Source organism: Enterobacter cloacae complex sp. HYC074_NIDB, from assembly GCF_056673345.1.
In genome coordinates this window covers 2,770,879-2,790,438 of the sequence record NZ_CP114214.1, presented here as the reverse complement: position 1 = coordinate 2,790,438, position 19,560 = coordinate 2,770,879, and the positions used below count along the sequence as shown (strand labels likewise).

Annotated in this window: 15 protein-coding genes; 11 read left to right on the top strand and 4 right to left on the bottom strand. The window is 57.6% G+C overall.

Annotation, left to right across the window (positions count from 1 at the left end):
* Nucleotides 1–24: 24 nt before the first annotated feature.
* Entirely contained in the window at nucleotides 25–756 is a 732-nt protein-coding gene (gene ycgR / locus O1724_RS13585; protein ID WP_022651421.1) for a flagellar brake protein YcgR, read from the bottom strand.
* 160 nt (nucleotides 757–916) lie between these two features.
* Here ycgR and O1724_RS13580 point away from each other — a divergent pair, with 160 nt between their 5' ends.
* Nucleotides 917–3,019: a TonB-dependent siderophore receptor gene (locus O1724_RS13580; RefSeq protein WP_126296982.1), complete on the top strand. Its 2,103-nt coding sequence runs from the start codon at nucleotides 917–919 to the stop codon at nucleotides 3,017–3,019.
* Nucleotides 3,020–3,104: 85 nt separating this feature from the next.
* On the opposite strand, the gene O1724_RS13575 is transcribed toward O1724_RS13580, so the two are convergent.
* From O1724_RS13575 to O1724_RS13565, 3 genes are all read right to left on the bottom strand, one after another.
* Entirely contained in the window at nucleotides 3,105–4,787 is a 1,683-nt protein-coding gene (locus O1724_RS13575) for an alpha,alpha-trehalase (protein WP_126296981.1), read from the bottom strand.
* 213 nt (nucleotides 4,788–5,000) lie between these two features.
* Nucleotides 5,001–6,011 (bottom strand): type I glyceraldehyde-3-phosphate dehydrogenase, encoded by a 1,011-nt coding sequence (gene gap, locus O1724_RS13570; RefSeq protein WP_023314315.1) that lies wholly within the window; start codon nucleotides 6,009–6,011, stop codon nucleotides 5,001–5,003.
* Nucleotides 6,012–6,089: 78 nt separating this feature from the next.
* Nucleotides 6,090–7,070: a GlxA family transcriptional regulator gene (locus O1724_RS13565; RefSeq protein ID WP_022651417.1), complete on the bottom strand. Its 981-nt coding sequence runs from the start codon at nucleotides 7,068–7,070 to the stop codon at nucleotides 6,090–6,092.
* Between the two features lie 847 nt (nucleotides 7,071–7,917).
* Between O1724_RS13565 and O1724_RS13560 the strand changes: the two genes are divergently transcribed.
* From O1724_RS13560 to O1724_RS13515, 10 genes are all read left to right on the top strand, one after another.
* On the top strand, nucleotides 7,918–8,412 hold the full coding sequence (locus O1724_RS13560; RefSeq protein ID WP_126296980.1) for an SH3 domain-containing protein: 495 nt from the start codon (nucleotides 7,918–7,920) through the stop codon (nucleotides 8,410–8,412).
* Between the two features lie 23 nt (nucleotides 8,413–8,435).
* Nucleotides 8,436–8,939, top strand: a complete 504-nt coding sequence (gene tssJ, locus O1724_RS13555; protein WP_015570327.1) for a type VI secretion system lipoprotein TssJ — start codon at nucleotides 8,436–8,438, stop codon at nucleotides 8,937–8,939.
* A 28-nt stretch (nucleotides 8,940–8,967) separates the two neighbouring features.
* Nucleotides 8,968–10,311 carry a type VI secretion system baseplate subunit TssK gene (gene tssK / locus O1724_RS13550; RefSeq protein ID WP_022651416.1) on the top strand — a complete coding sequence of 448 codons (1,344 nt, stop codon included), beginning with the start codon at nucleotides 8,968–8,970 and terminating at the stop codon, nucleotides 10,309–10,311.
* Nucleotides 10,312–10,328: 17 nt separating this feature from the next.
* On the top strand, nucleotides 10,329–11,567 hold the full coding sequence (locus tag O1724_RS13545) for a DotU family type VI secretion system protein (protein WP_003859963.1): 1,239 nt from the start codon (nucleotides 10,329–10,331) through the stop codon (nucleotides 11,565–11,567).
* Nucleotides 11,568–11,569: 2 nt separating this feature from the next.
* A complete protein-coding gene (gene tssM, locus O1724_RS13540) occupies nucleotides 11,570–15,190 on the top strand; it encodes a type VI secretion system membrane subunit TssM (protein WP_211988729.1) in 3,621 nt (1,206 codons plus the stop codon).
* Between the two features lie 16 nt (nucleotides 15,191–15,206).
* Nucleotides 15,207–15,923, top strand: a complete 717-nt coding sequence (tagF, locus tag O1724_RS13535) for a type VI secretion system-associated protein TagF (RefSeq protein ID WP_006810959.1) — start codon at nucleotides 15,207–15,209, stop codon at nucleotides 15,921–15,923.
* An 11-nt stretch (nucleotides 15,924–15,934) separates the two neighbouring features.
* Nucleotides 15,935–16,951: a type VI secretion system protein TssA gene (tssA, locus tag O1724_RS13530; RefSeq protein WP_126296978.1), complete on the top strand. Its 1,017-nt coding sequence runs from the start codon at nucleotides 15,935–15,937 to the stop codon at nucleotides 16,949–16,951.
* 75 nt (nucleotides 16,952–17,026) lie between these two features.
* Entirely contained in the window at nucleotides 17,027–17,551 is a 525-nt protein-coding gene (gene tssB, locus O1724_RS13525) for a type VI secretion system contractile sheath small subunit (protein ID WP_008502644.1), read from the top strand.
* A gap of 3 nt (nucleotides 17,552–17,554) precedes the next feature.
* Complete coding sequence (gene tssC, locus O1724_RS13520) at nucleotides 17,555–19,054, top strand: type VI secretion system contractile sheath large subunit (RefSeq protein WP_006810956.1); 1,500 nt, start codon at nucleotides 17,555–17,557, stop codon at nucleotides 19,052–19,054.
* Nucleotides 19,055–19,133: 79 nt separating this feature from the next.
* Nucleotides 19,134–19,559 (top strand): Rap1a/Tai family immunity protein, encoded by a 426-nt coding sequence (locus tag O1724_RS13515; RefSeq protein WP_022651414.1) that lies wholly within the window; start codon nucleotides 19,134–19,136, stop codon nucleotides 19,557–19,559.
* The last annotated feature ends 1 nt before the right edge of the window (nucleotide 19,560 follow it).

Here is a 19,560-nt window from a genome sequence, read left to right as displayed (position 1 = left end):
CGGCAGCACGCTGCCCGACGCCTATCAGCGCACTTTATTCGCGCGTTCCCGCGCTTCACGCTCCAGTGAGAAGATGATGCGCTGTAGTTCGCGTTCGGCGCCTGGCCCGACATTCAGAAAGCGAAAGCTCAGTCGCGGCGTGGTAATGGTTTCGTTTTTGCTGTCCACCACCTTGCGCTCGCTGATGGCAATCAGCTGGGCGTCAAACCAGAAGCGTCCCCATCCGCCCATATCCAGCTCAATCTGACTAAAACGCATACCTTCCACCAGCCCTTCCGGCTTCGGCGTATCCATTAACGCGCCCATCCCGCCCAGTGACAGGTCGAAGAGACGAAAGCGGATCTCTTTTTTGTCCGGCATTTTTGCCTTACAGAAATAGGCCGGGTGAAGCGGAGCGCTGATGCGAAAAAACTCCCGGCGTTGCACGAACCAGAGGTTAGCGGGCAGGGGAGCGATAAACGCAGGCAAACCCTGGTACGCGATCGTGGTCAGACGAGGCAGCACAAACTCGACTTTCGCCCCCTGCGTTTCGGCCATCACCGAGAGATTCTCTGCCTGTAGCGCGGCACGGTTTTCATCGCTCTGGCTACCCAGATCGACGATCAGGTGCTCTGCCGTCACGTCCAGGATCTTGCTGATAAACTGGCTGGTTGACCAGTTGATGCGCAGCGGCACCTCGCCTTTTTTCAGGTCGCGTAACACCCCTAATACAGCCAGCGGATTTTGTTTCAGGAACTGCTCACTGTAGCTACTCACGCCAGATGGCTCCTCGATAGATGACAGACTGTCTCTGGGTTATCGGCACGCGGGCATGAAACTTAATACAAACGATCTGTTTTTCTCCGCCGATATTGATTTGCTAATGGAAATGATAATAATTGCCGTTCCCAATACCATCTAATAACAAGACGACACTATGAGCACTTCACGTTTTGCGTTATGCGCGTTGGCAGGCGCCGTCACGCTGGCATTGCAGACACAGGCTTTCGCAGAAGAGCCCACCATCGTGGTAACCGGTACAGAGCAGGGCAGCGCGCTCCCTGCCTGGACCAATAGCGCCACGAAATCAGCCGTCGCGGAAAGTAAAACGCCGCAGGTAATCAACACCATCGCCGCTAAAGAGATTGAGCAGCGGCACGCCAGTTCGGTAAACGAGATCCTGCGCTATGCGCCGGGCGTTTCCACGGAGGTGCGCGGGAGCACCTCTTACATGAGCGAGTACAAAATCCGCGGGTTCAACGTCGATCAGGAGTTCTACAACGGCCTGCAACTTCCCTATAACGTCACCGGGAACACCAAAGCGCGAATCGATCCGCTGCTGATTGAGAGCGTCGATATCCTGAAGGGGCCGTCATCCGTGCTGTATGGCGGCGGCTCACCGGGCGGGCTGGTCAATATTCAGAGTAAAAAGCCGCAGAAAGAGGCGAAAACGGAACTGGGCTTTAATACCGGAAACCGCAATCTGAAAGAGGGATACCTGGACTCCACGGGGCAGATCGCGAACAGCGACTGGAACTATCGCCTGCTGGGCAAAGCGACGGAAAGTGACGAACAGGCGCACACCACGCGCTATGAAAACTATCTGGTGGCCCCCTCCGTGACCTGGCAGCCTGATGACAAAACGCGCCTGACCATTGACGCGCTGGCGCAAAATACGCCGAGCCTGACGCCGTCTGATCCGATGCCGCTAAGCTATCTGCGGTCTAAATACGCCGATCGTCGTGACTATGCCGGGGATGAGTGGAGCGGCTTTAAGCAGCGCCAGTGGATGCTGGGATACAGCTTTGAGCATGAGTTTGACAGTGGCTGGGGCTTTAACCAGAAAGCGCGCTACTTTGACGTGGACACCCACCAGCGCAGCGCCTATTCCACCGGGACGGGCAGCGAGGTCTACCAGCTTAACCGCTTCGCCTATACCACGGATGAAGATTTGCAGAGCTTCAATATTGATAACCAGGTCACCCGAACCGTCGCGCTGGGGGACTGGAAACATCATCTGCTGGCGGGCTTTGACTACCAGAAGCTGAACTCTCACTTCCATTATCGTTACGCCTCATCCACCCCGGGTATCGATATGCGTCATCCGGATCACTCGCAGATCGATAACGATGCGCTGGGGCTTGAAACCGCGCAGAAAAACCGACTCAGCTATCAGCAGAATGGCTATTACCTCCAGGATCAGATTGCGTTTGGCGGGCTGAACATGCTGGCCAGCCTGCGCTATGACGACTACCGTTCCGTCACCACTAACTATCTGCAAAACGGTGACAAAGCCTGGGTATCGCAGGATCGCCTCACCAAACGACTGGGCGCGCTTTATGCCTTCGACAATGGACTCTCGCCGTTTATCAGCTATTCAGAAGGGTTCGCCCCAGTATCGCCGCAGGGCACGCTGACCGCGAAAGACGTTAAGCCCACCACCAGCAAGCAGGTGGAGGGTGGGGTGAAATACCTGCTGGCGGAATACGCAACCACCTTCACCGCCTCGGTGTTTAACATTCGTCAGAAAAATGTGGTGACCAGCGATCCGGGCTTCCTCAACTATCGCCAGACCGGGGAAGTGGAATCGAAAGGCGCGGAGCTTTCCGCTATGAGTCGTCCAACGGATAACCTGACGCTGATTGCCAACTATGCCTACACCCACGCCATCAATACCGAAGATGACAAGTACCAGGGCAAACGACCGACGCAGGTCCCTGAGAACGCCTTTAATCTGTGGGGCGATTACACCTTCGACAGCACGCCGCTGAGAGGGGTAACGCTGGGGGGAGGCGCACGCTACACCGGGCCGATGGAGATCTCGCCAGCCAACGACGCAGGCAAGCTGGGCGGTACGACGCAGTACGATCTGGCGGCATCTTACCGCATGGGTGAACTGGCGCCATCGCTGGAGGGGCTGACGCTGAAAGCGAGCGCGCAGAACGTCACCAACAAAGAGACGCTCACCTGCTATGACGCGACCAACTGCTGGATAGGCCGCGACCGCACCTTCCAGGTCGGGGCGAGTTACAGCTTCTGAAAAAAGCCCGGTGGCGCTAGCGGGTCTCTTTATTGCACGGAACCTGACCCTCGCCCCTTTGGGGAGAGGGTCAGGGTGAGGGGCGCTACTGCGCCGCCTGTTTCGCAGGTGCAACATCATCGTTTGCCGCAGGCTGATTCTCCGGTACGGTGTCGCATGGCTTCTCTTTCGGGCAGACCATGTCCAGCATCCTGAGCGTCACGCCGTTACTCCAGCCGAAACCGTCCTGCAACGGATACTCACCGCCGCCACCGCCGGTACCGGTCGAAGAGACATCGTACTTCTCAACCAGTTTCTTCTCGCGATCGTAGGTATGCTGAACGTTTTTCAGGAAACGCCAGGTCACGTCCATCGCCACTTTCTGCTGACCATAGTTCTGCAACCCTTCCACCGCTACCCACTGCAACGGCGCCCAGCCGTTCGGCGCATCCCACTGCTGCCCGCTGTTGATGGTGGTGGTAGAAATACCGCCCGGTTTCAGCAGGCGCGACGATGCGGCTGCGGCCACTTTATCGGCGCGATCCTGTGATGCGGCCTTCACATACAGCGGGAAGAGGGCCGCGGCAGTCAGCTGATTACGCACCTTCCTGGTTTTCAGATCGTAATCCGCATACCAGCCCTCTTTATCGTTCCACAGGTGGCTCTCCATGGCTTTCTGACGCGCGGAGGCCAGCGCGTCATATTTACTTGCGCTGGCGGTATCCCCGTCTTCCTGGCTCGCACGGGCCAGCAGTTTTTCCATCTTAAACATCAGCGCATTCAGATCCACCGGCACGATGCTGGTGGTGCGGATGGTATCCAGCTTCTGAGGATCGTCCATCCAGCGGGAGCTGAAATCCCAGCCCGAGGCCGCGGCAGAGCGCAGATCGCGATAGATATCGGTGGCCGGACGGTTAGGGTTATTTTTGGCGGTGGTGACGTCATCCAGCCACGACTCAGGGCGCGGCGTGTCCCGATCGTCCCAGTAGCGGTTGAGGATCGCGCCGTCATCCAGCTTCACCACGCGTTTGTTCGCCTGACCAGGCTGGAGCCCATCAGCCCCCTCCATCCAGTAGGCATACTCTTTTTCCATCTGCGGACGGTATTTCTTTAACGCGTCGCTGTCATGCGTGGCCAGCAATTCCACCATCAGCGAGAAGAACGGCGGCTGAGAGCGGCTCAGGTAGTAGGTGCGGTTACCGTTAGGGATATGGCCCCAGGTATCAAGCTCGTAAGCGAAGTTGTCCACCATGTCGCCGATCTTATCCCAGTGGCCGCTCTCGGCCAGCCCCAGCATGGTGAAATAGCTGTCCCAGTAATAGACTTCGCGGAAGCGTCCTCCCGGCACGACATAGGGTTTTGGCAGAGGCAGGAGGGAGTCCCATTTGTTCGCTTTGTCGGTGGTGCGGGTCAGAACAGGCCACAGATCGTCTATGTGTTCGCGCAGGCTCTGGCCCTCAGGGGGAACATACTTCTCACCCTCCTTCGGCAGGATAAAGTTCATCTCCACAAAGTGGCGCAGGTCAAAACCGGACTGGGTATGCTGCATCCGGTAATCCGCCAGGATCATTAGCGGGTCGCTTTTGGGAACGGCATCCGCGAAGGTTTTCTGATCCGGGAACAGTTTGGCGCTCTGTACGTCATTAAAGAGGGGGCCAAGAAGAATATCAGGTGAGCTTTGCTGGCTCGTTGGCTGGTCTTCAGCATAACCAAATGCGGTAACACCGAGTAGTGCGCCTGCCAACGCAAGGGGTAAAAAAGCGGGGCGTCGTGCGCGAGGTCTTATCATCGGTTCGTCTCCTGTCTTCACTGAGCAGCGTGACCGCTGTTGTCAATTACCTGAAAACCTTAGACGAATATCGTTAACTTCGCGTGTTGAATATCCCATTTTTCACATAACCAGATAATTCGGGTGCGCTTTCACAACACCGGGGGTGGTTTACTTAATTTTTAACCACATCACAGAAAGGCCGGGTAAGCTTCAAGCCACCCGGCTTAAGCCCTACAACCCTTTTTTATCCATAAGCACCGCCAGATCCACCAGACGGTTCGAGAAGCCCCATTCGTTGTCATACCACGACAGGATCTTCACCATATTCCCGCCAATCACCAGCGTTGAAAGCCCGTCGATGATGGATGAGCGCGGGTCGCCCTGATAATCACGGGAGACCAGCGGTTCATCGCTGTAGCCCAGGATGCCTTTCAGCGGCCCGCTGACGGCGGCCTGACGGAACGCGTCATTCACCTCTTCGGCGGTCACGTTGCGGCTCAGCGTCACCGTCAGATCGACAATCGACACCACCGGAACCGGTACGCGCAGGGAATATCCGGTGAGTTTACCGTCAAGTTCGGGGATCACTTTCCCGAGCGCTTTTGCCGCGCCGCTGGAATAAGGCACAATCGATAATGCTGCCGCGCGCGCGCCGCGCAGATCTTTTTCCGGCTGGTCATGCAGCGCCTGGCTGTTGGTGTAGGCATGCGTGGTGTTCATCAGCCCGTGTTCAATGCCAAATTGCTGGTGCAGCACCTGCGCCGCTGGCGCCAGACCATTAGTGGTGCAACTCCCGTTGCTGACTACAAAATGCTGGGCCGGATCGTACAGCGTGTGGTTCACGCCCATTACCACCGTCAGATCATCATTTTTAGCCGGGGCGGAAATAATGACGCGTTTTGCGCCGCCGCTCGTGATATGCACCGCTGCTTTTTCACGTTCGGTGAAGAAGCCGGTGGCTTCGATTACCACCTCAACGCCCGCGTCTTTCCACGCAATGTTTGCCGGGTCGCGTTCACTGAATACGGTGATGCGTTGCCCGTCAACCTGTAGCGCGCCGTCCGCCGCTTCAACGGGCACCGGCAGCGTGCCGAGCAGAGAGTCATATTTCAGCAGATGGGCGAGGGTTCTACTGTCCGTCAGATCGTTAATGGCCACAATCTGGAGATCCGGGTTGCCCAGCGCCGCGCGAAGAACATTACGTCCGATACGGCCGAAACCGTTAATACCGACCTTAACCATGATGCACTCCTTATCTGTGTTGTCTGGAGTGACTTTAGGCGTCAGGTCGGATGGCGTAAATGACAAAAAAGGATCAGATTACGCCATTCTGCGGCAGTGGAAGCGCTGGCGATATTCGCCCGGCGTGAGATGAAGCTGCTTTTCAAAAACGCGGCGCAGGTTGATGCTGGTCCCAAACCCGCTTTTTTCGGCAATGACCTCAAGCGGATACGAGGTCTGCTCCAGAAGCTGTCGTGCGGCGGCCAGGCGCGCTTCGGTGACATAACGGGCCGGAGGTACACCGACGTCACGCGTGAACACGCGGGTGAAATTGCGCGGACTCATGGCGACCCGTTCGGCCAGCCTTTCGACGCACAAATCTGCGGTGAGGTTTTGCAGGATCCAGCTTTGCAGTTCGCTAACCGGTCCGGTCGCGCCGGACTGCTCCAGTTTATAGCGGCTGAACTGTAGCTGGCCGCCAGGCCGACGCAGGTACATCACCATATCCTGCGCCACGTTGCGGGCGAGGGTGAAGCCGTAATCATCCTCCACCAGCGCCAGCGTCAGATCAAACCCGGAACTGACGCCGCCGGACGTCCAGACGGGGCCATCCTGAATATAGAGCGGGCCGCCCTCAACGTTGACCGCAGGATAGCGGGTTTTCAGGGTTTCCAGCAGCCGCCAGTGGGTCGTCGCCCGGCGCCCATCGAGCAGTCCGGCCTGTGCCAGCAGCAGGGCCCCGCCGCAGACAGAGGCGACGCGGCGCGCATGCGGCGCGGCCAGGTGCAGCCAGTCCACCACCGCGGTGCTTTCCTGTTCATTCATGCCACGACCGGTAATGATGATCGTATCCAGCGGCTCGCGCGGATCCAGCTCCGGCAGGCGATAGTCCGCCAGCAGGTTTAAGCCGGACTGGCCGTGGATCACCAGGTGAGGCTGGGTGGTGGCGATAATGATGCAGTAGCGGGGCTGCGCCAGGCCGTCCGGGTGCAGCCGGTTGGCCTGCATCAGAATGTCGGCGATACCGGCAGCCTCAAACAACATGCCACCGTCAGGTACGATAATCAGGATCTTCTTCATGTCCTGAAAAGTACCTTTATCACAAAATAAGTCAAGCGGCAGACAAACACCGTCGCAGAGACAAATGAGGCGTGCCGGGTGAAAGCCTGGAACGGCAGATGTTGGAAAGAAGTAAAAGAAATATGTAGTAACGGTAAAACTTTTTGCGTTAGGTTTACTGTTACTGCCGCTGAAACCCCCAGTTTATGGGCTGCAATGAAGTGTTCTGAACAATAAGAGAACAAAAAGATGTAGCCATGCTTAATTATTAAGGCTCAAAAAATAACCTCGGAGGATAATTTCGGCTAGGTTATTTCGGATCGCGAAATTAAATCCCTGCCATTTTCTTCACCGTCATTTGTTAATGCGGGACGCTCGCACCCAATAAAAGTTATCTTCCAGATGCAACAATGAAAATATCCCAGATATATCCCACAGCGCACAGAAAAAATGAAATTCTACTAATTATGGTAGTGGCGATAATAAGGGGTTACGTTAATGATAGTGGTTCTCTTTTGCCTTTTTAGCCATTAATTTTCATACAGTTACGATAGAAATTCGTCTAAGAAAAAGACGATTTCAGCTAAGTGCGCATTTTTTATGAGATTAATCCTATAATGCATTGGGCGTATCATTAAACGCCGTTAAGCAGGCAAGAAATATTGAATTGATGACAAGCTCATGTAAACTTGTCTACCGTTTGTCAAAATATGTCAGGAGCATGCTGGGCCCATTTCTGTTGGGTTCGTGCGGTAGCTATGCCTTAAAATAGTTACCTGCTGAAAATACCCCGACTATTTTAACAATAGCACCTAAGTCAAATTTTATCCCCTCTCTTCATCCTCTAAATATCGCTACGGAAAAGCATATGAAACTGCGTGTATTGTTATCACTTCTGTTTGTTATGGCGGTGGCGGGCTGTAAGGCGCCGCAAAAACCAGCGATCACCGATGATACGATTGTGACCAGCCAGGTGAATGGCATCACGCTGACGCACCGTCACGCTGTTACCCCTCCGGCGGAGTTCACACAAGTGAATGAACCGTATCGTGCCATGTACCCGGCATCCCTGATGAGCCGTCCTGACTACGGTGGAAAAGTGATCCGTACGCTTGATACCGGCAAAACTTACGTCGTGCTGGGGCAGGTTGAACATTTCTGGATGGCGCTGGCCGATGAAGGGAGTGAACAGCTGATTGGTTATGTGCCGATGCGTGCCGTGATCAAGGCTGACCAGTACGAAGCCACCGTGCGTAAACAGGCACTGCGCCCGAAAGCGCGTAAGAAAACCACCTGTGTTGATGTCGATGGCAACAGCAAAGCCTGCAAAGACAGCGCGAACGGTACCTGGATCCTGAACTAAACGGGTTTCACGAGCATATTTTTATGAATAATAAAAATTTTCATCGGATGTGGTTCCCTTTTTTTGCGTTGATTTTCGCGCTGATCGGTGGTTGTACGTCGTCTTCACACAGCGACCCCTCCCGCTACAATCTTCAGTTTCAGGCTCATCCTCAAATCAATGATTCTGCGCCGCTTAAGGTCAGAGTGTTGCTGCTGAAATCCGATGCGGATTTCATGTCCAGTGACTTCTACTCCTTACAGAACAACGCGTCAGCCACGCTTGGCGCGAATCTGCTAAACAGCGATGTGTTCTTCCTGATGCCGGGCCAGCTTTCGAAAACCCTGAGCGGGCAAAGCTCACCGGAAGCGCGTTATATCGGCGTGATGGCGGAATACCAGGCGCTGGACGGCAAAAAATGGCGCGTCTCACTTCCTTTGCCTGTTCCCGGCGAAAACGCGATTTACCAGTTCTGGAAATGGTCCGCAGATGAACTCCAGGCCAGCGTCTTCCTTGACGTAAATGGTATCCGGGTCATCAGCCAGTAACGCCCTTCATAACAGGAAAGAGATCATCATGACGAAAGCAGAAAAGGTCGTCTGGACCGAGGGCATGTTCCTGCGTCCCCACCATTTTCAGCGGACAGAAAGTTACCTCCTCAACCACGTTCGTGAGTGGGGGGCCTTGCAGCGTTCGTATCTCTGGGGCTTTCTCGACCTTGAGCTGGATGAAGCGATGCTTCGCCAGGGCTGTATTGCCCTCAGCTACTGTAGCGGATTGCTGCCTGACGGCACCTTTTTCCAGGTGCGCAGCGACCGCAACGGTCCGGCTCCGCTAAAAATCCCCGATAATCTCACCAATGAAAAGGTGGTGCTTGCGCTGCCGGTTCGTCGCGGTGGCCGTGAAGAGGTGATTTTCAGCGAGGAGCAGTCTTCTCTGGCGCGTTTTATTACCTTTGAACAAGAGGTGGAAGACGACAACGCGATGTCGGTCGGGGAGGCGACGGTTCAGTTTGGCCGCCTGCGTCTGACCCTGATGCTGGAGAAAGATCTGACGGCAGAATGGACCGCCATCGGCGTGGCGTACGTCGCTGAAAAGCGTAACGACAACCACGTGCGGCTGGATAACAGCTACATCCCGCCAATGCTGAACGCCAATAACAGCCCGCAGCTGTACGGCATGATCAATGACCTGCACGGCTTGCTGGTGCAGCGTAGCCAGCAGATCGGCGGCCGCCTGCGTCAGCCGGGGCGTTTCAATACGTCTGAGATGGTTGAGTTCACGCTTCTCTCGCTGATCAACCGCCACCTTGGCGATGTCTCACATTTAAAAACGCTGCCGCTGCTTCATCCGGAAGCGCTCTGGCGCAGCTGGCTGCCGTTTGCCACGGAGCTCGCCACCTGGACGCCGCAGCGTACCGCAGAGAGCATACTGCCGGTATACGACCATGACGATCTCGCCGTTTGCTTCAGCAAACTGATGCTGATGCTGCGTCAGGGACTGTCGCTGGTGATGGAAGATCATGCCATCCAGCTGCCGCTGCACGAACGCTCCCACGGTCTGAACATCGCCACCGTGCCGGAGACCAGCATGGTCCGCGAATTTGGCTTCGTGCTGGCGGTAAAAGCCAATGTCCCCGGCGAACACCTGCAAACCCATTTTCCTGCCCAGATGAAGGTTGCGCCAGTCTCGAAAATCCGCGATCTGGTTCAGCTTCAGCTGCCGGGCATCATGCTTCGGGCAATGCCCGTCGCGCCGCCGCAGATCCCGTGGCATGCAGGCTACAGCTATTTCGAACTCGAGAGGGGCAGCGAACTGTGGCACGAGATGGACAAGTCCGGGGCATTCGCGCTGCATCTCGCAGGGGAATTCCCGGGTCTCGATATGGAGTTCTGGGCCATCCGTAGCCCGACAGAATAATAAAGCGAGCGCTTAATATGCAGGAACGACAGGATACCGGCAGTGATGCCGTGTTTACCGGAGCCAGTGGGAACAATCAGCTGGTGGCGGCCGCCAATCCGCTGCTCAATGCGATTCCGCAAATCCGTCATTCGGTTTCCCACGACGATCAGGTCGGGCTGCGCCAGCGCCTGATTGACGAAATTCGCCGTTTCGAGGTGCGATGCCAGCAGGCGGGCTTACCGTATGAAGTGATTGTCGGCGCGCGCTACTGCCTCTGCACGGCGCTGGACGAAGCCGCCGCGCTGACTCCCTGGGGAAGCAGCGGCGTCTGGTCAAGCAATGGTCTGCTGGTGACGTTTCATAACGAAACCTGGGGCGGCGAGAAGTTTTTCCAGCTGCTGGCGCGTCTGTCGCAGAATCCGCGCGAACACATTCTGCTGCTGGAGATGATCAACTACTGTCTGCTGCTCGGCTTTGAAGGCCGCTACCGCGTGCTGGACAATGGCCGGACCCAGCTTGAAACCATCAAACAGCGCCTGTGGCAGATGATCCGTGGCGTGCGCGGCAGCTACCCGCCGCCGCTCTCGCCGCACCCGGAAGATCGCCCCGTTCTGCGCAAGCTCTGGCGGCCGATGATCCCACTCTGGGCGTGCGTGGCGCTGGTCGGCTTTATCGCCTGCCTGTTTTATATCGTGCTGAACTGGCGTCTGGGTGATAACACCAGCCCGGTACTGGCGAAAATTTACCAGTCCCAACTGCCGGAAACCACGATCCAGCAGCCTGCGCGTCAGCTGCCGGCAGTGCTGAACCTGCGCGGCTTCCTGAAACCGGAAATTGATGCCGGTCTGGTGGCCGTTAAGGATGAGGCGGATCGCAGCGTGGTGATCCTGAAAGGGGACGGACTCTTTGCCTCGGCCTCAACGGTGGTGCGCGATCGCTATGAGCCGGTCATCGACCGCATCGCCCAGGCGATGAATAACGTCAGCGGCAAAATTCTGGTGGTGGGGTACAGCGACAACGTGCCGATCCGCAGCGCACGCTTCGCCTCCAACTATGAACTCTCGCTTGAGCGCGCCCGTTCGGTGCAAAAACAGCTCCAGGGTAGCCTCTCGCAGCCTGAGCGCGTCAAAGCCGAAGGGCGGGGTGAGATCAACCCGGTAGCGCCTAACACCACGCCTGAAAATCGCGCCCGTAACCGCCGCGTGGAAATTACGCTGCTGGTATCGCCTGACAATACCCAGGCCGAGCTGAACGGATTGCCGCAAGGAAACTAAGGATGCTGACTACTCTACTTTCTATACTGACCAATCGCATTCTGTGGAGCTTCCTGGGCGTAACGGCGCTCGCGGCGGTCATCTGGATGATTGGCCCGCTGTTGTCCATCGTAGATACCCGCCCGCTTGAATCAGAGCAGAACCGCGTCATCAGCATTGCGGTGGTCTACCTGATTTGGGCCCAGAGCCACATTCTGCCGCGGCTGTATAACGCCTGGCTGAACCGTAAGCTGATGGACAAGCTCAACGAAAATACCACCAGCCCGGAGGCGGCCGATCCGCAGAAACGTCTGAACAGCGAGGAGCAGATCCTTGCCGGGCGTTTCGATGAAGCCGCCCAGATGCTGAAAAAAGCCCACTTCAGCAAAGCGGGACATGGCGCACAGTGGACGCAGCGCTTCAGCACGCAATACCTCTATCAGCTGCCGTGGTACGTCATTATTGGCGCGCCGGGTTCCGGTAAAACCACCGCGCTGGCCAACTCCGGGCTGCAATTCCCGCTGGCGGATCGCTTCGGTAAAACCGCGCTGCGCGGCATTGGCGGCACGCGCAACTGTGACTGGTGGTTTACCAACGAGGCGGTTCTGCTGGATACCGCGGGGCGCTATACCACTCAGGAGAGTGAGCAGGTTCAGGACGCCGGGGAGTGGCTGGAATTTATCAACCTGCTGCGCAAATACCGTCGTCGCCAGCCCATCAACGGCGTGATTATTACTATCAGTATTTCCGACCTGCTGTCGCAGTCCGCTGAGGCCTCCCGGCAGCAGGCGGTCAACCTGCGCCAGCGTCTCTCCGAGCTGCATGAACAGCTGGGTATTCGCTTCCCGGTTTATGTGATGGTGACCAAAGCGGACCTGCTTAAAGGCTTCCGCGCCTGGTTTGCGGATTACGACAAAGCCCAGCGCGACCAGATCTGGGGCTTTACGCTGCCGTGGGAGCAGACCAAACACGCCGATTACGATCTTATGGGCAACTTCCAGCAGGAATTTTCCCTGCTGCAACAGCGTCTGGATGCGGGCCTTCCGGAAACCATGCTCAAAGAGCATGACGCCAAAACCCGTGCGGAAGCCTATCTCTTCCCGCAGGAGTTCGCCGCGCTGCGTCCGCTGCTGGCAGACTACCTGAGCACGGTCTTTGCCCGCTCAAACTTCGAAACCGAATTTTCGCCGCGCGGCATCTACTTCGCCAGCGGCACCCAGGAAGGGATGCCGTTTGACCGAGTGATGGGCGAGCTGAACCGCGCGCTCTCCTTACCTGAAGGGGAGGAAAGCACGCGCTGGGATTCGGTGAGCAAAGAGGCGCCGATCCCGGGCGCGAAGGGTCAAAGCTTCTTCATTAAGAACCTGCTGCAAAACGTGATTTTCCAGGAAGCGGGCATCGCCGGGGAAAACCGCTGGTGGGAGCTTCGCAACCGCGCCGTGATGTGGTCCGGCTACGCGGCGCTGCTGGCTCTGCTGGTGATCCTGGGTGGCCTGTGGCTGACCAGCTACGCTAAAAATAAAGTCTATCTGGAAGAAGTGGACGCAAAAGTGCCGATGCTGGAGCAGCAGAGCAAGGCGCTGCAAAACCAGCCCCAGCGCGATCTGTTTGCGCTTCTGCCGCTGCTTAACAGCCTGGTGGATCTGCCGAAAAGCGATGCCTTCGACGTTAACGACCCGCCGGTTTCCCGCCGCATGGGGCTTTATCGCGGGGATGACGTCAGCGATGCCTCGCAGTCTCTGTATCAGAAGGCGCTGGATCAGATGCTGCTGCCTGCCGTGGCGATGCACATTACCACCTGGCTGCGCAACGACAACGGCAGCGACGTGGAATACAGCTATGAGGCGCTGAAAGCCTATCAGATGCTCTACCAGCCGAAGCACTATGACGGCAAATTCCTGCACTCGTGGGTAATGCTCAACCTGCAACGCAACCTGCCGCAGAACGTGACGCAGGCGCAGCTTCAGGAGCTGGAATGGCACCTGACCCAGCTGCTGGAGCCAAAAATTCAGGCTTCACCGTATGCGCAGGATGAGGATCTGGTGGCCCGTGAAAGGGCGCTCATCAACCAGCAGCCGCTCTCCACCCGCGTGTACGGACGCCTGAAACGTTTGCTGGAGCATGATGAGAACCTGAAGCCGGTTTCGCTTTCAGATCTCGGCGGCCCGCAGAGCGAGCTGGTGTTTTCCCGTAAGAGCGGCAAGCCGGTGAGTGAGGGCGTGCCGGGGCTCTATACGCCGGACGGCTACTGGAAGAGTTTTAACGACCAGATCGACAGCGTGACCACCGCCCTGCACCAGGACGATGCCTGGGTGCTGGGAGCAGCCACCGCCCAGGAAGATAAACAGCAGATCGATAACGCCGTGCGCCAGCTCTACATGCGCGACTTTATCGTCAACTGGGATCGCTTTCTCGCGGACATACAGCTCAACAACAGCGCCGATCTTTCCCAGCGCATCAACACCGCGCGCCTGCTTTCAGGCACCAACTCGCCGCTGCGCCGTCTGGTACTTAACCTGAGCAAGGTGCTGACCCTGTCGCGCACTGCGCCTGCCCCTGAAGATGCGCAGAAAGCGGAAGACCAAAGCAACCGCGCCACTCGCACGCTGGAAGCGCTGTTCAGCAACGGTGACAATGCCCCGACGCAGGGCGCGGTTGTGACGCAGGCGCCTGAGCAACTGGTGACCGACCACTATGCGCCGATGATTGAGCTGGCGCAGCCGCTGGAGAAGGGCGGTAAGACCATCGTCTTTGATGATTTTCTCAAGCAGGTTGACGAGCTTTATCGCTACCTGACAGCCGTTCAGGATGCAGCAAACAGCGGTATGCCCGCGCCGGGCGGCGATGCCATCAGCCGCCTGCAAGCCAGCGCGGGCCGTCTGCCGGGCGGGCTGCAAACCATGTTCAGTAATATGGCCGTCGGCGCCAGCAGCGATACCCAGCGTCGCGATCTGGAGAACGTGCGTAAGCGCATCAACGTGGAAGTGGGCGGGTTCTGCCGTCAGGCGATTGCCGGGCGTTACCCGCTGGTGCGCAGCGCCAGCACCGAGGTGACGCCGGACGATCTTGCCCGCATGTTCGCGCCGGGCACCGGGCTGATGGACACCTTCTTTCGCGACAACCTGACCAACAAGGTGGACACCACCCAGGCGAACTGGCGCTTTATGCCGGGCATTGACGGTAAAACGCTGCCGGGCAGTGAAGGGCTGCTGCGTCCGTTCCAGCAGGCGCAGTCTGTCCGCGATGCCTTTTTCGCCAACGGCGCGACCACGCCATCCTTTAAGGTGACGGTGCGCACCGTGCGGATGGACAACACCATTCTGAACCTGACGCTGGACGTGGACGGCCAACTGCTGCGCTACAGCCACGGTCCGCAGGCGGTGCAGATCATGACCTGGCCGGGGCCGGGCGGGACGAACCAGGTGCGTATGCAGCTCGGTCTGGCCAATGGCAGCACCGCAACGCTGGTGACCAACGGTTCCTGGGCGCTCAACCGCTTTTTCGACAAGGCGCGCACCAGCCCTGGCGCGGGTAGCCTGAGCCGTCAGGCCACGTTCAACGTCGACGGACATCAGGTCACGCTGGAGTTTGCCCCGAACAGCATCCGCAACCCGTTCCAGCTTCCCCGTTTCTCATGCCCATAACCGCAAGGACAGCCGTATGACGAATACCCCTGCGATGAACCGTTATAGCTGGTATGGCAAATTACCCAGCGCCGGAGATTTTTTGCAGCGTCGCTTTCCGGATACCCTGCAACGCCAGTGGTCGCACTGGTTCCAGGTCGGCCTGCTGGCCTGGCAACAGGAAGAGCAGCGCAGCGGCGAGCGCCCATTTTCAAAAGCCCCGGTGTGGAACTTTGTCGTCCCGCCGATGCTCGGTAGCCAGATGATTCAGATGGGCTGCCTGCTGCCGGGCCGTGACAGCGTAGGCCGCCACTATCCGGTATGCCTGCAACTGAGTTTCACTCCCGCCGAGTGGTCATCCCGCCTGCTCGGGCAGGCTGAGAGCTGGTACCAGCAGCTTGGTCGTCTGGGGCTGCACGCGGTGCGTAACAGCTATTCTGCCTCCCAGCTGGATGAAATGCTGATGACCATCCCGGCGCCCCAGCCGGTTGAGCCGCAAAAGCGCTCCGACATTCTCGACGTGATTGGCTATGATGACGAGGGTCAGAGCACGCTGGGCTGGCCGCAGGCGGCAGAGTGTTTTGATCCGCTGCGCCAGACCAGCTACTGGTGGACAAACCGCTGCGACGGCTATCCGCTGTACACCCACGTCCACAGCGGAAACTTTACCGGGCAGCTCTTTACGCTGCTGTTCGATCCGGCAGGCGGCGCCCGTCCGGGCCGCCACGGTCTTTACCCGCCTATGTTTGAATAAGCAGGGATCTTATGAATATCGATGAATTTCTCGCGCCGATAAGCCCCGATAACCCCTGCGGTGAAAACCTGGAGTACGACGCTGATTTCCAGGCCATGGGTCAGGCCAGTCAGGGTAAAGCCGAGCAGCAGTTTGGCGACACCATCATTCCGGCAGAGCCTGCCGACTGGAACACGGTGGAAAAACTCGCCACCAGCCTGCTGGGTCGCACCAAAGATCTTCGCGTCATGCTGGCGTTAACCCATGCCTGGACGCGTCGTCGCGGGCTGGCAGGTTACGCCGACGGGCTACTGCTGGTGCAGGAAGCCCTGTCCCGTTACTGGGAGCAACTTTACCCGCTGCTGGAAGAGTATGGCGAAACCGATCCGTTCTACCGCATCAACGCCCTCGCCGGGCTGAGTGATAAATCTGACCTGACGGCCGCGGTACGTAACGCCTCACTGCTCCGCTCAAACGGCGATGAAATTTCGCTCCGTGACGCCCAGGCGCTGCTTGACGGCAGTAAAACCGAGTGTCCGGACTATCCCGGCGGGCGCCCACGGCTGATCGATGAGCTGGCCCGGGGCGATCAGCCCGGCACCGAAGCGGTAATCGTGATCAACGAACGCCTGCTGGCCATCCGCGAACTGCTTACCGGCTATCTCGGGGAAAGTGGCGTACCGGAGATGGAACAGCTGCTGAAAACCGTCGGGCTGGTCGCCAGCGCGTGTCAGGTGACCGACATCAGTAAGCTGCTGCCGAACCGTGACGCGCAGGCTGAACAGCACGCTGAGCCGCAGCCTGCGGCAGCGCAGCCCGTTCAGCCGGTCACCGACTGGCGCAGCGTGCAGGTGACCAGCCGCGCCGACGCGCAGCTAATGCTGGAAAAAGCGAAACAGTACTTTGCGCAGTACGAACCCAGCCATCCCGCACCGCTGATGATTGAACGGGTGCAGCGGCTGTCTGAACTCAACTTTATGGACATTATTCGCGACCTGGCGCCAGACGGCGTTAACCAACTGGAAAACATCTTTGGACGCCGCGAATGACGCGTCCTGGCATTATGACGACAGGCATGGAGTCTGCCGTTTCACCTTCACCGCGCATCTTTGATGGAGAACATCATGGCAATGAGTAACAGTGGACAGAAATTCATCGCACGCAACCGTGCTCCCCGCGTGCAGATCGAATACGACGTAGAGATCTACGGTGCAGAACGCAAAATTCAGCTGCCGTTTGTGATGGGCGTTATGGCCGATCTGGTTGGCAAGCCGGTGGAAAACCTGCCAGCCGTCGACGAGCGTAAATTCCTGGAAATCGACATCGACAACTTCGACGAACGCATGAAGGCGCTGAAGCCGCGCGTGGCGTTCCAGGTGGATAACACCCTGACCGGCGAAGGTAAGCTCAACGTCGATCTGACCTTTGACAGCATGGACGACTTCCTGCCGGACGCGGTGGCCCGTAAAGTAGAGCCGCTGAACAAGCTGCTGGAAGCCCGCACCCAGCTCTCTAACCTGCTGACCTACATGGACGGCAAAAACGGCGCGGAAGAGCTGATTGCAAAAATCCTTCAGGATCCGACGCTGCTCAAATCCCTGAGCCAGTTGCCGAAAAATGACGAAAGTGCGAAAGGTAGCGAGGAATAATCGATGAGCAACCAGACTCAACAACACGATCAGCAGGCGGGCCAGGCATTCAGCCAGGACGAGTTCAGCGCGCTGCTGAATAAAGAGTTCCGCCCGAAAACCGATCAGGCGCGCTCTGCCGTAGAAAGCGCGGTTAAAACCCTGGCGCAGCAGGCGCTGGAAAACACCGTGACCTTCTCAAACGATACCTACCGCACCATTCAGAACCTGATTGCCGGTATTGACGAGCAGCTTTCGCAGCAGGTGAACCAGATCATTCACCACGAGGAGTTCCAGAAGCTGGAAAGCGCCTGGCGCGGCCTGAGCTACCTGGTGAACAATACCGAAACCGACGAGATGCTGAAGATCCGCTTTATGAGCATCTCCAAGCAGGAGCTGGGCCGCACCCTGAAGCGCTACAAGGGCGTGGGCTGGGACCAGAGCCCGATCTTCAAAAAAATCTACGAGCAGGAGTACGGCCAGTTCGGTGGCGAGCCGTTTGGCTGCATCGTAGGCGACTACTACTTCGACCACAGCCCGCAGGACGTTGAGCTGCTGGGCGAGATGGCGCGCATTGGCTCCGCGGCCCACTGTCCGTTCATCACCGGTACCGCACCGGGCGTGATGCAGATGGAGTCCTGGCAGGAACTGGCTAACCCGCGCGATCTGACCAAAATCTTCCAGAACACCGAATACGCCGCCTGGCGTTCACTGCGTGAATCGGAAGATGCCCGCTATCTGGGCCTGGTGATGCCGCGCTTCCTGTCGCGCCTGCCGTACGGCATTCGCACCAACCCGGTCGACAGCTTTGATTTTGAAGAGCAGACCGACGGCGCGAACCACAACAGCTACTCCTGGGCGAACGCGGCCTATGCGATGGCGGCCAACATCAACCGCTCCTTTAAAGAGTACGGCTGGTGCACCTCGATTCGCGGCGTCGAATCCGGCGGGGCGGTGGAAAACCTGCCGTGCCACACCTTCCCGAGCGATGACGGCGGCGTGGACATGAAGTGCCCGACCGAGATCGCCATCAGCGATCGCCGTGAAGCGGAACTGGCGAAAAACGGCTTTATGCCGCTGGTTCACCGCAAAAACTCCGACTTCGCCGCCTTCATCGGCGCGCAGTCCCTGCAAAAACCGGCCGAGTACCACGACCCGGATGCCACCGCTAACGCGCGCCTGGCCTCCCGTCTGCCTTACCTGTTCGCCTGCTGTCGTTTTGCTCACTACCTGAAGTGCATCGTGCGCGACAAAATCGGCTCCTTCCGCGAGCGCGAAGAGATGGAACGCTGGCTGAACGACTGGGTGATGAACTACGTCGACGGTGACCCGGCGAACTCCTCCCAGGAAACCAAGTCCCGTAAACCGCTGGCGGCGGCGGAAGTGCAGGTGCAGGAGATTGAGGACAACCCGGGCTACTACGCCGCGAAGTTCTTCCTGCGTCCACACTACCAGCTGGAAGGTCTGACCGTTTCCCTGCGCCTGGTTTCTAAACTGCCGTCGCTGAAGACGAAAGACGCGTGATAATAATTGCCGGCCCGCAGGGGCCGGCCATTTGTGCGTAAAAGCTTAACTTATTTCTGTCAGTGAATAAGGATATACGGTGAAACATATACTTGTGATCGCGACCAGTTTGCTGGCAGTTTCTACTCTCGCAAGCGCGGACGCCGGAAATTATAAATACCCTCAAGCGGAAGCATTGCCTCAGGATGACACATCAAACTTCCAACGCGATCCGACGCTGTTAACAGGGTACGATTTAAATCTGAGTGCAGAGCGTTTTGCTAAAGCCTGGCTGTCGAAAACGAATGAACGTGAACGCATTAAGGCAAATATGTATCTTCTCGGCGTAGTCGACGCGTCTGAGGGCACTGCATGGTGCAAGGGCAGGCCTTTTTTGCCAAATACAATACATGAGTTTCTCTATTCTCGTTTTGCGAACTTATCGAAACAGCAAGGCGAGGAGCGCGCTTCAAAAATCATCATTGACGGCATGAAAGAATTACGCCCGTGCAAAAAAGGAGAGTGAC

What these genes read in the sequence shown, in the direction of transcription:
- tssM (WP_211988729.1), top strand. Translation starts at nt 11,570, where the DNA reads ATGCTGACTACTCTACTTTCTATACTGACCAATCGCATTCTGTGGAGC.
- tssB (WP_008502644.1), top strand. Translation starts at nt 17,027, where the DNA reads ATGGCAATGAGTAACAGTGGACAGAAATTCATCGCACGCAACCGTGCT.
- O1724_RS13565 (WP_022651417.1), bottom strand. Translation starts at nt 7,070, where the DNA reads ATGAAGAAGATCCTGATTATCGTACCTGACGGTGGCATGTTGTTTGAG.
- tssA (WP_126296978.1), top strand. Translation starts at nt 15,935, where the DNA reads ATGAATATCGATGAATTTCTCGCGCCGATAAGCCCCGATAACCCCTGC.
- tssJ (WP_015570327.1), top strand. Translation starts at nt 8,436, where the DNA reads ATGAATAATAAAAATTTTCATCGGATGTGGTTCCCTTTTTTTGCGTTG.
- tagF (WP_006810959.1), top strand. Translation starts at nt 15,207, where the DNA reads ATGACGAATACCCCTGCGATGAACCGTTATAGCTGGTATGGCAAATTA.
- tssC (WP_006810956.1), top strand. Translation starts at nt 17,555, where the DNA reads ATGAGCAACCAGACTCAACAACACGATCAGCAGGCGGGCCAGGCATTC.
- tssK (WP_022651416.1), top strand. Translation starts at nt 8,968, where the DNA reads ATGACGAAAGCAGAAAAGGTCGTCTGGACCGAGGGCATGTTCCTGCGT.
- O1724_RS13545 (WP_003859963.1), top strand. Translation starts at nt 10,329, where the DNA reads ATGCAGGAACGACAGGATACCGGCAGTGATGCCGTGTTTACCGGAGCC.
- O1724_RS13575 (WP_126296981.1), bottom strand. Translation starts at nt 4,787, where the DNA reads ATGATAAGACCTCGCGCACGACGCCCCGCTTTTTTACCCCTTGCGTTG.
- O1724_RS13560 (WP_126296980.1), top strand. Translation starts at nt 7,918, where the DNA reads ATGAAACTGCGTGTATTGTTATCACTTCTGTTTGTTATGGCGGTGGCG.
- gap (WP_023314315.1), bottom strand. Translation starts at nt 6,011, where the DNA reads ATGGTTAAGGTCGGTATTAACGGTTTCGGCCGTATCGGACGTAATGTT.
- O1724_RS13580 (WP_126296982.1), top strand. Translation starts at nt 917, where the DNA reads ATGAGCACTTCACGTTTTGCGTTATGCGCGTTGGCAGGCGCCGTCACG.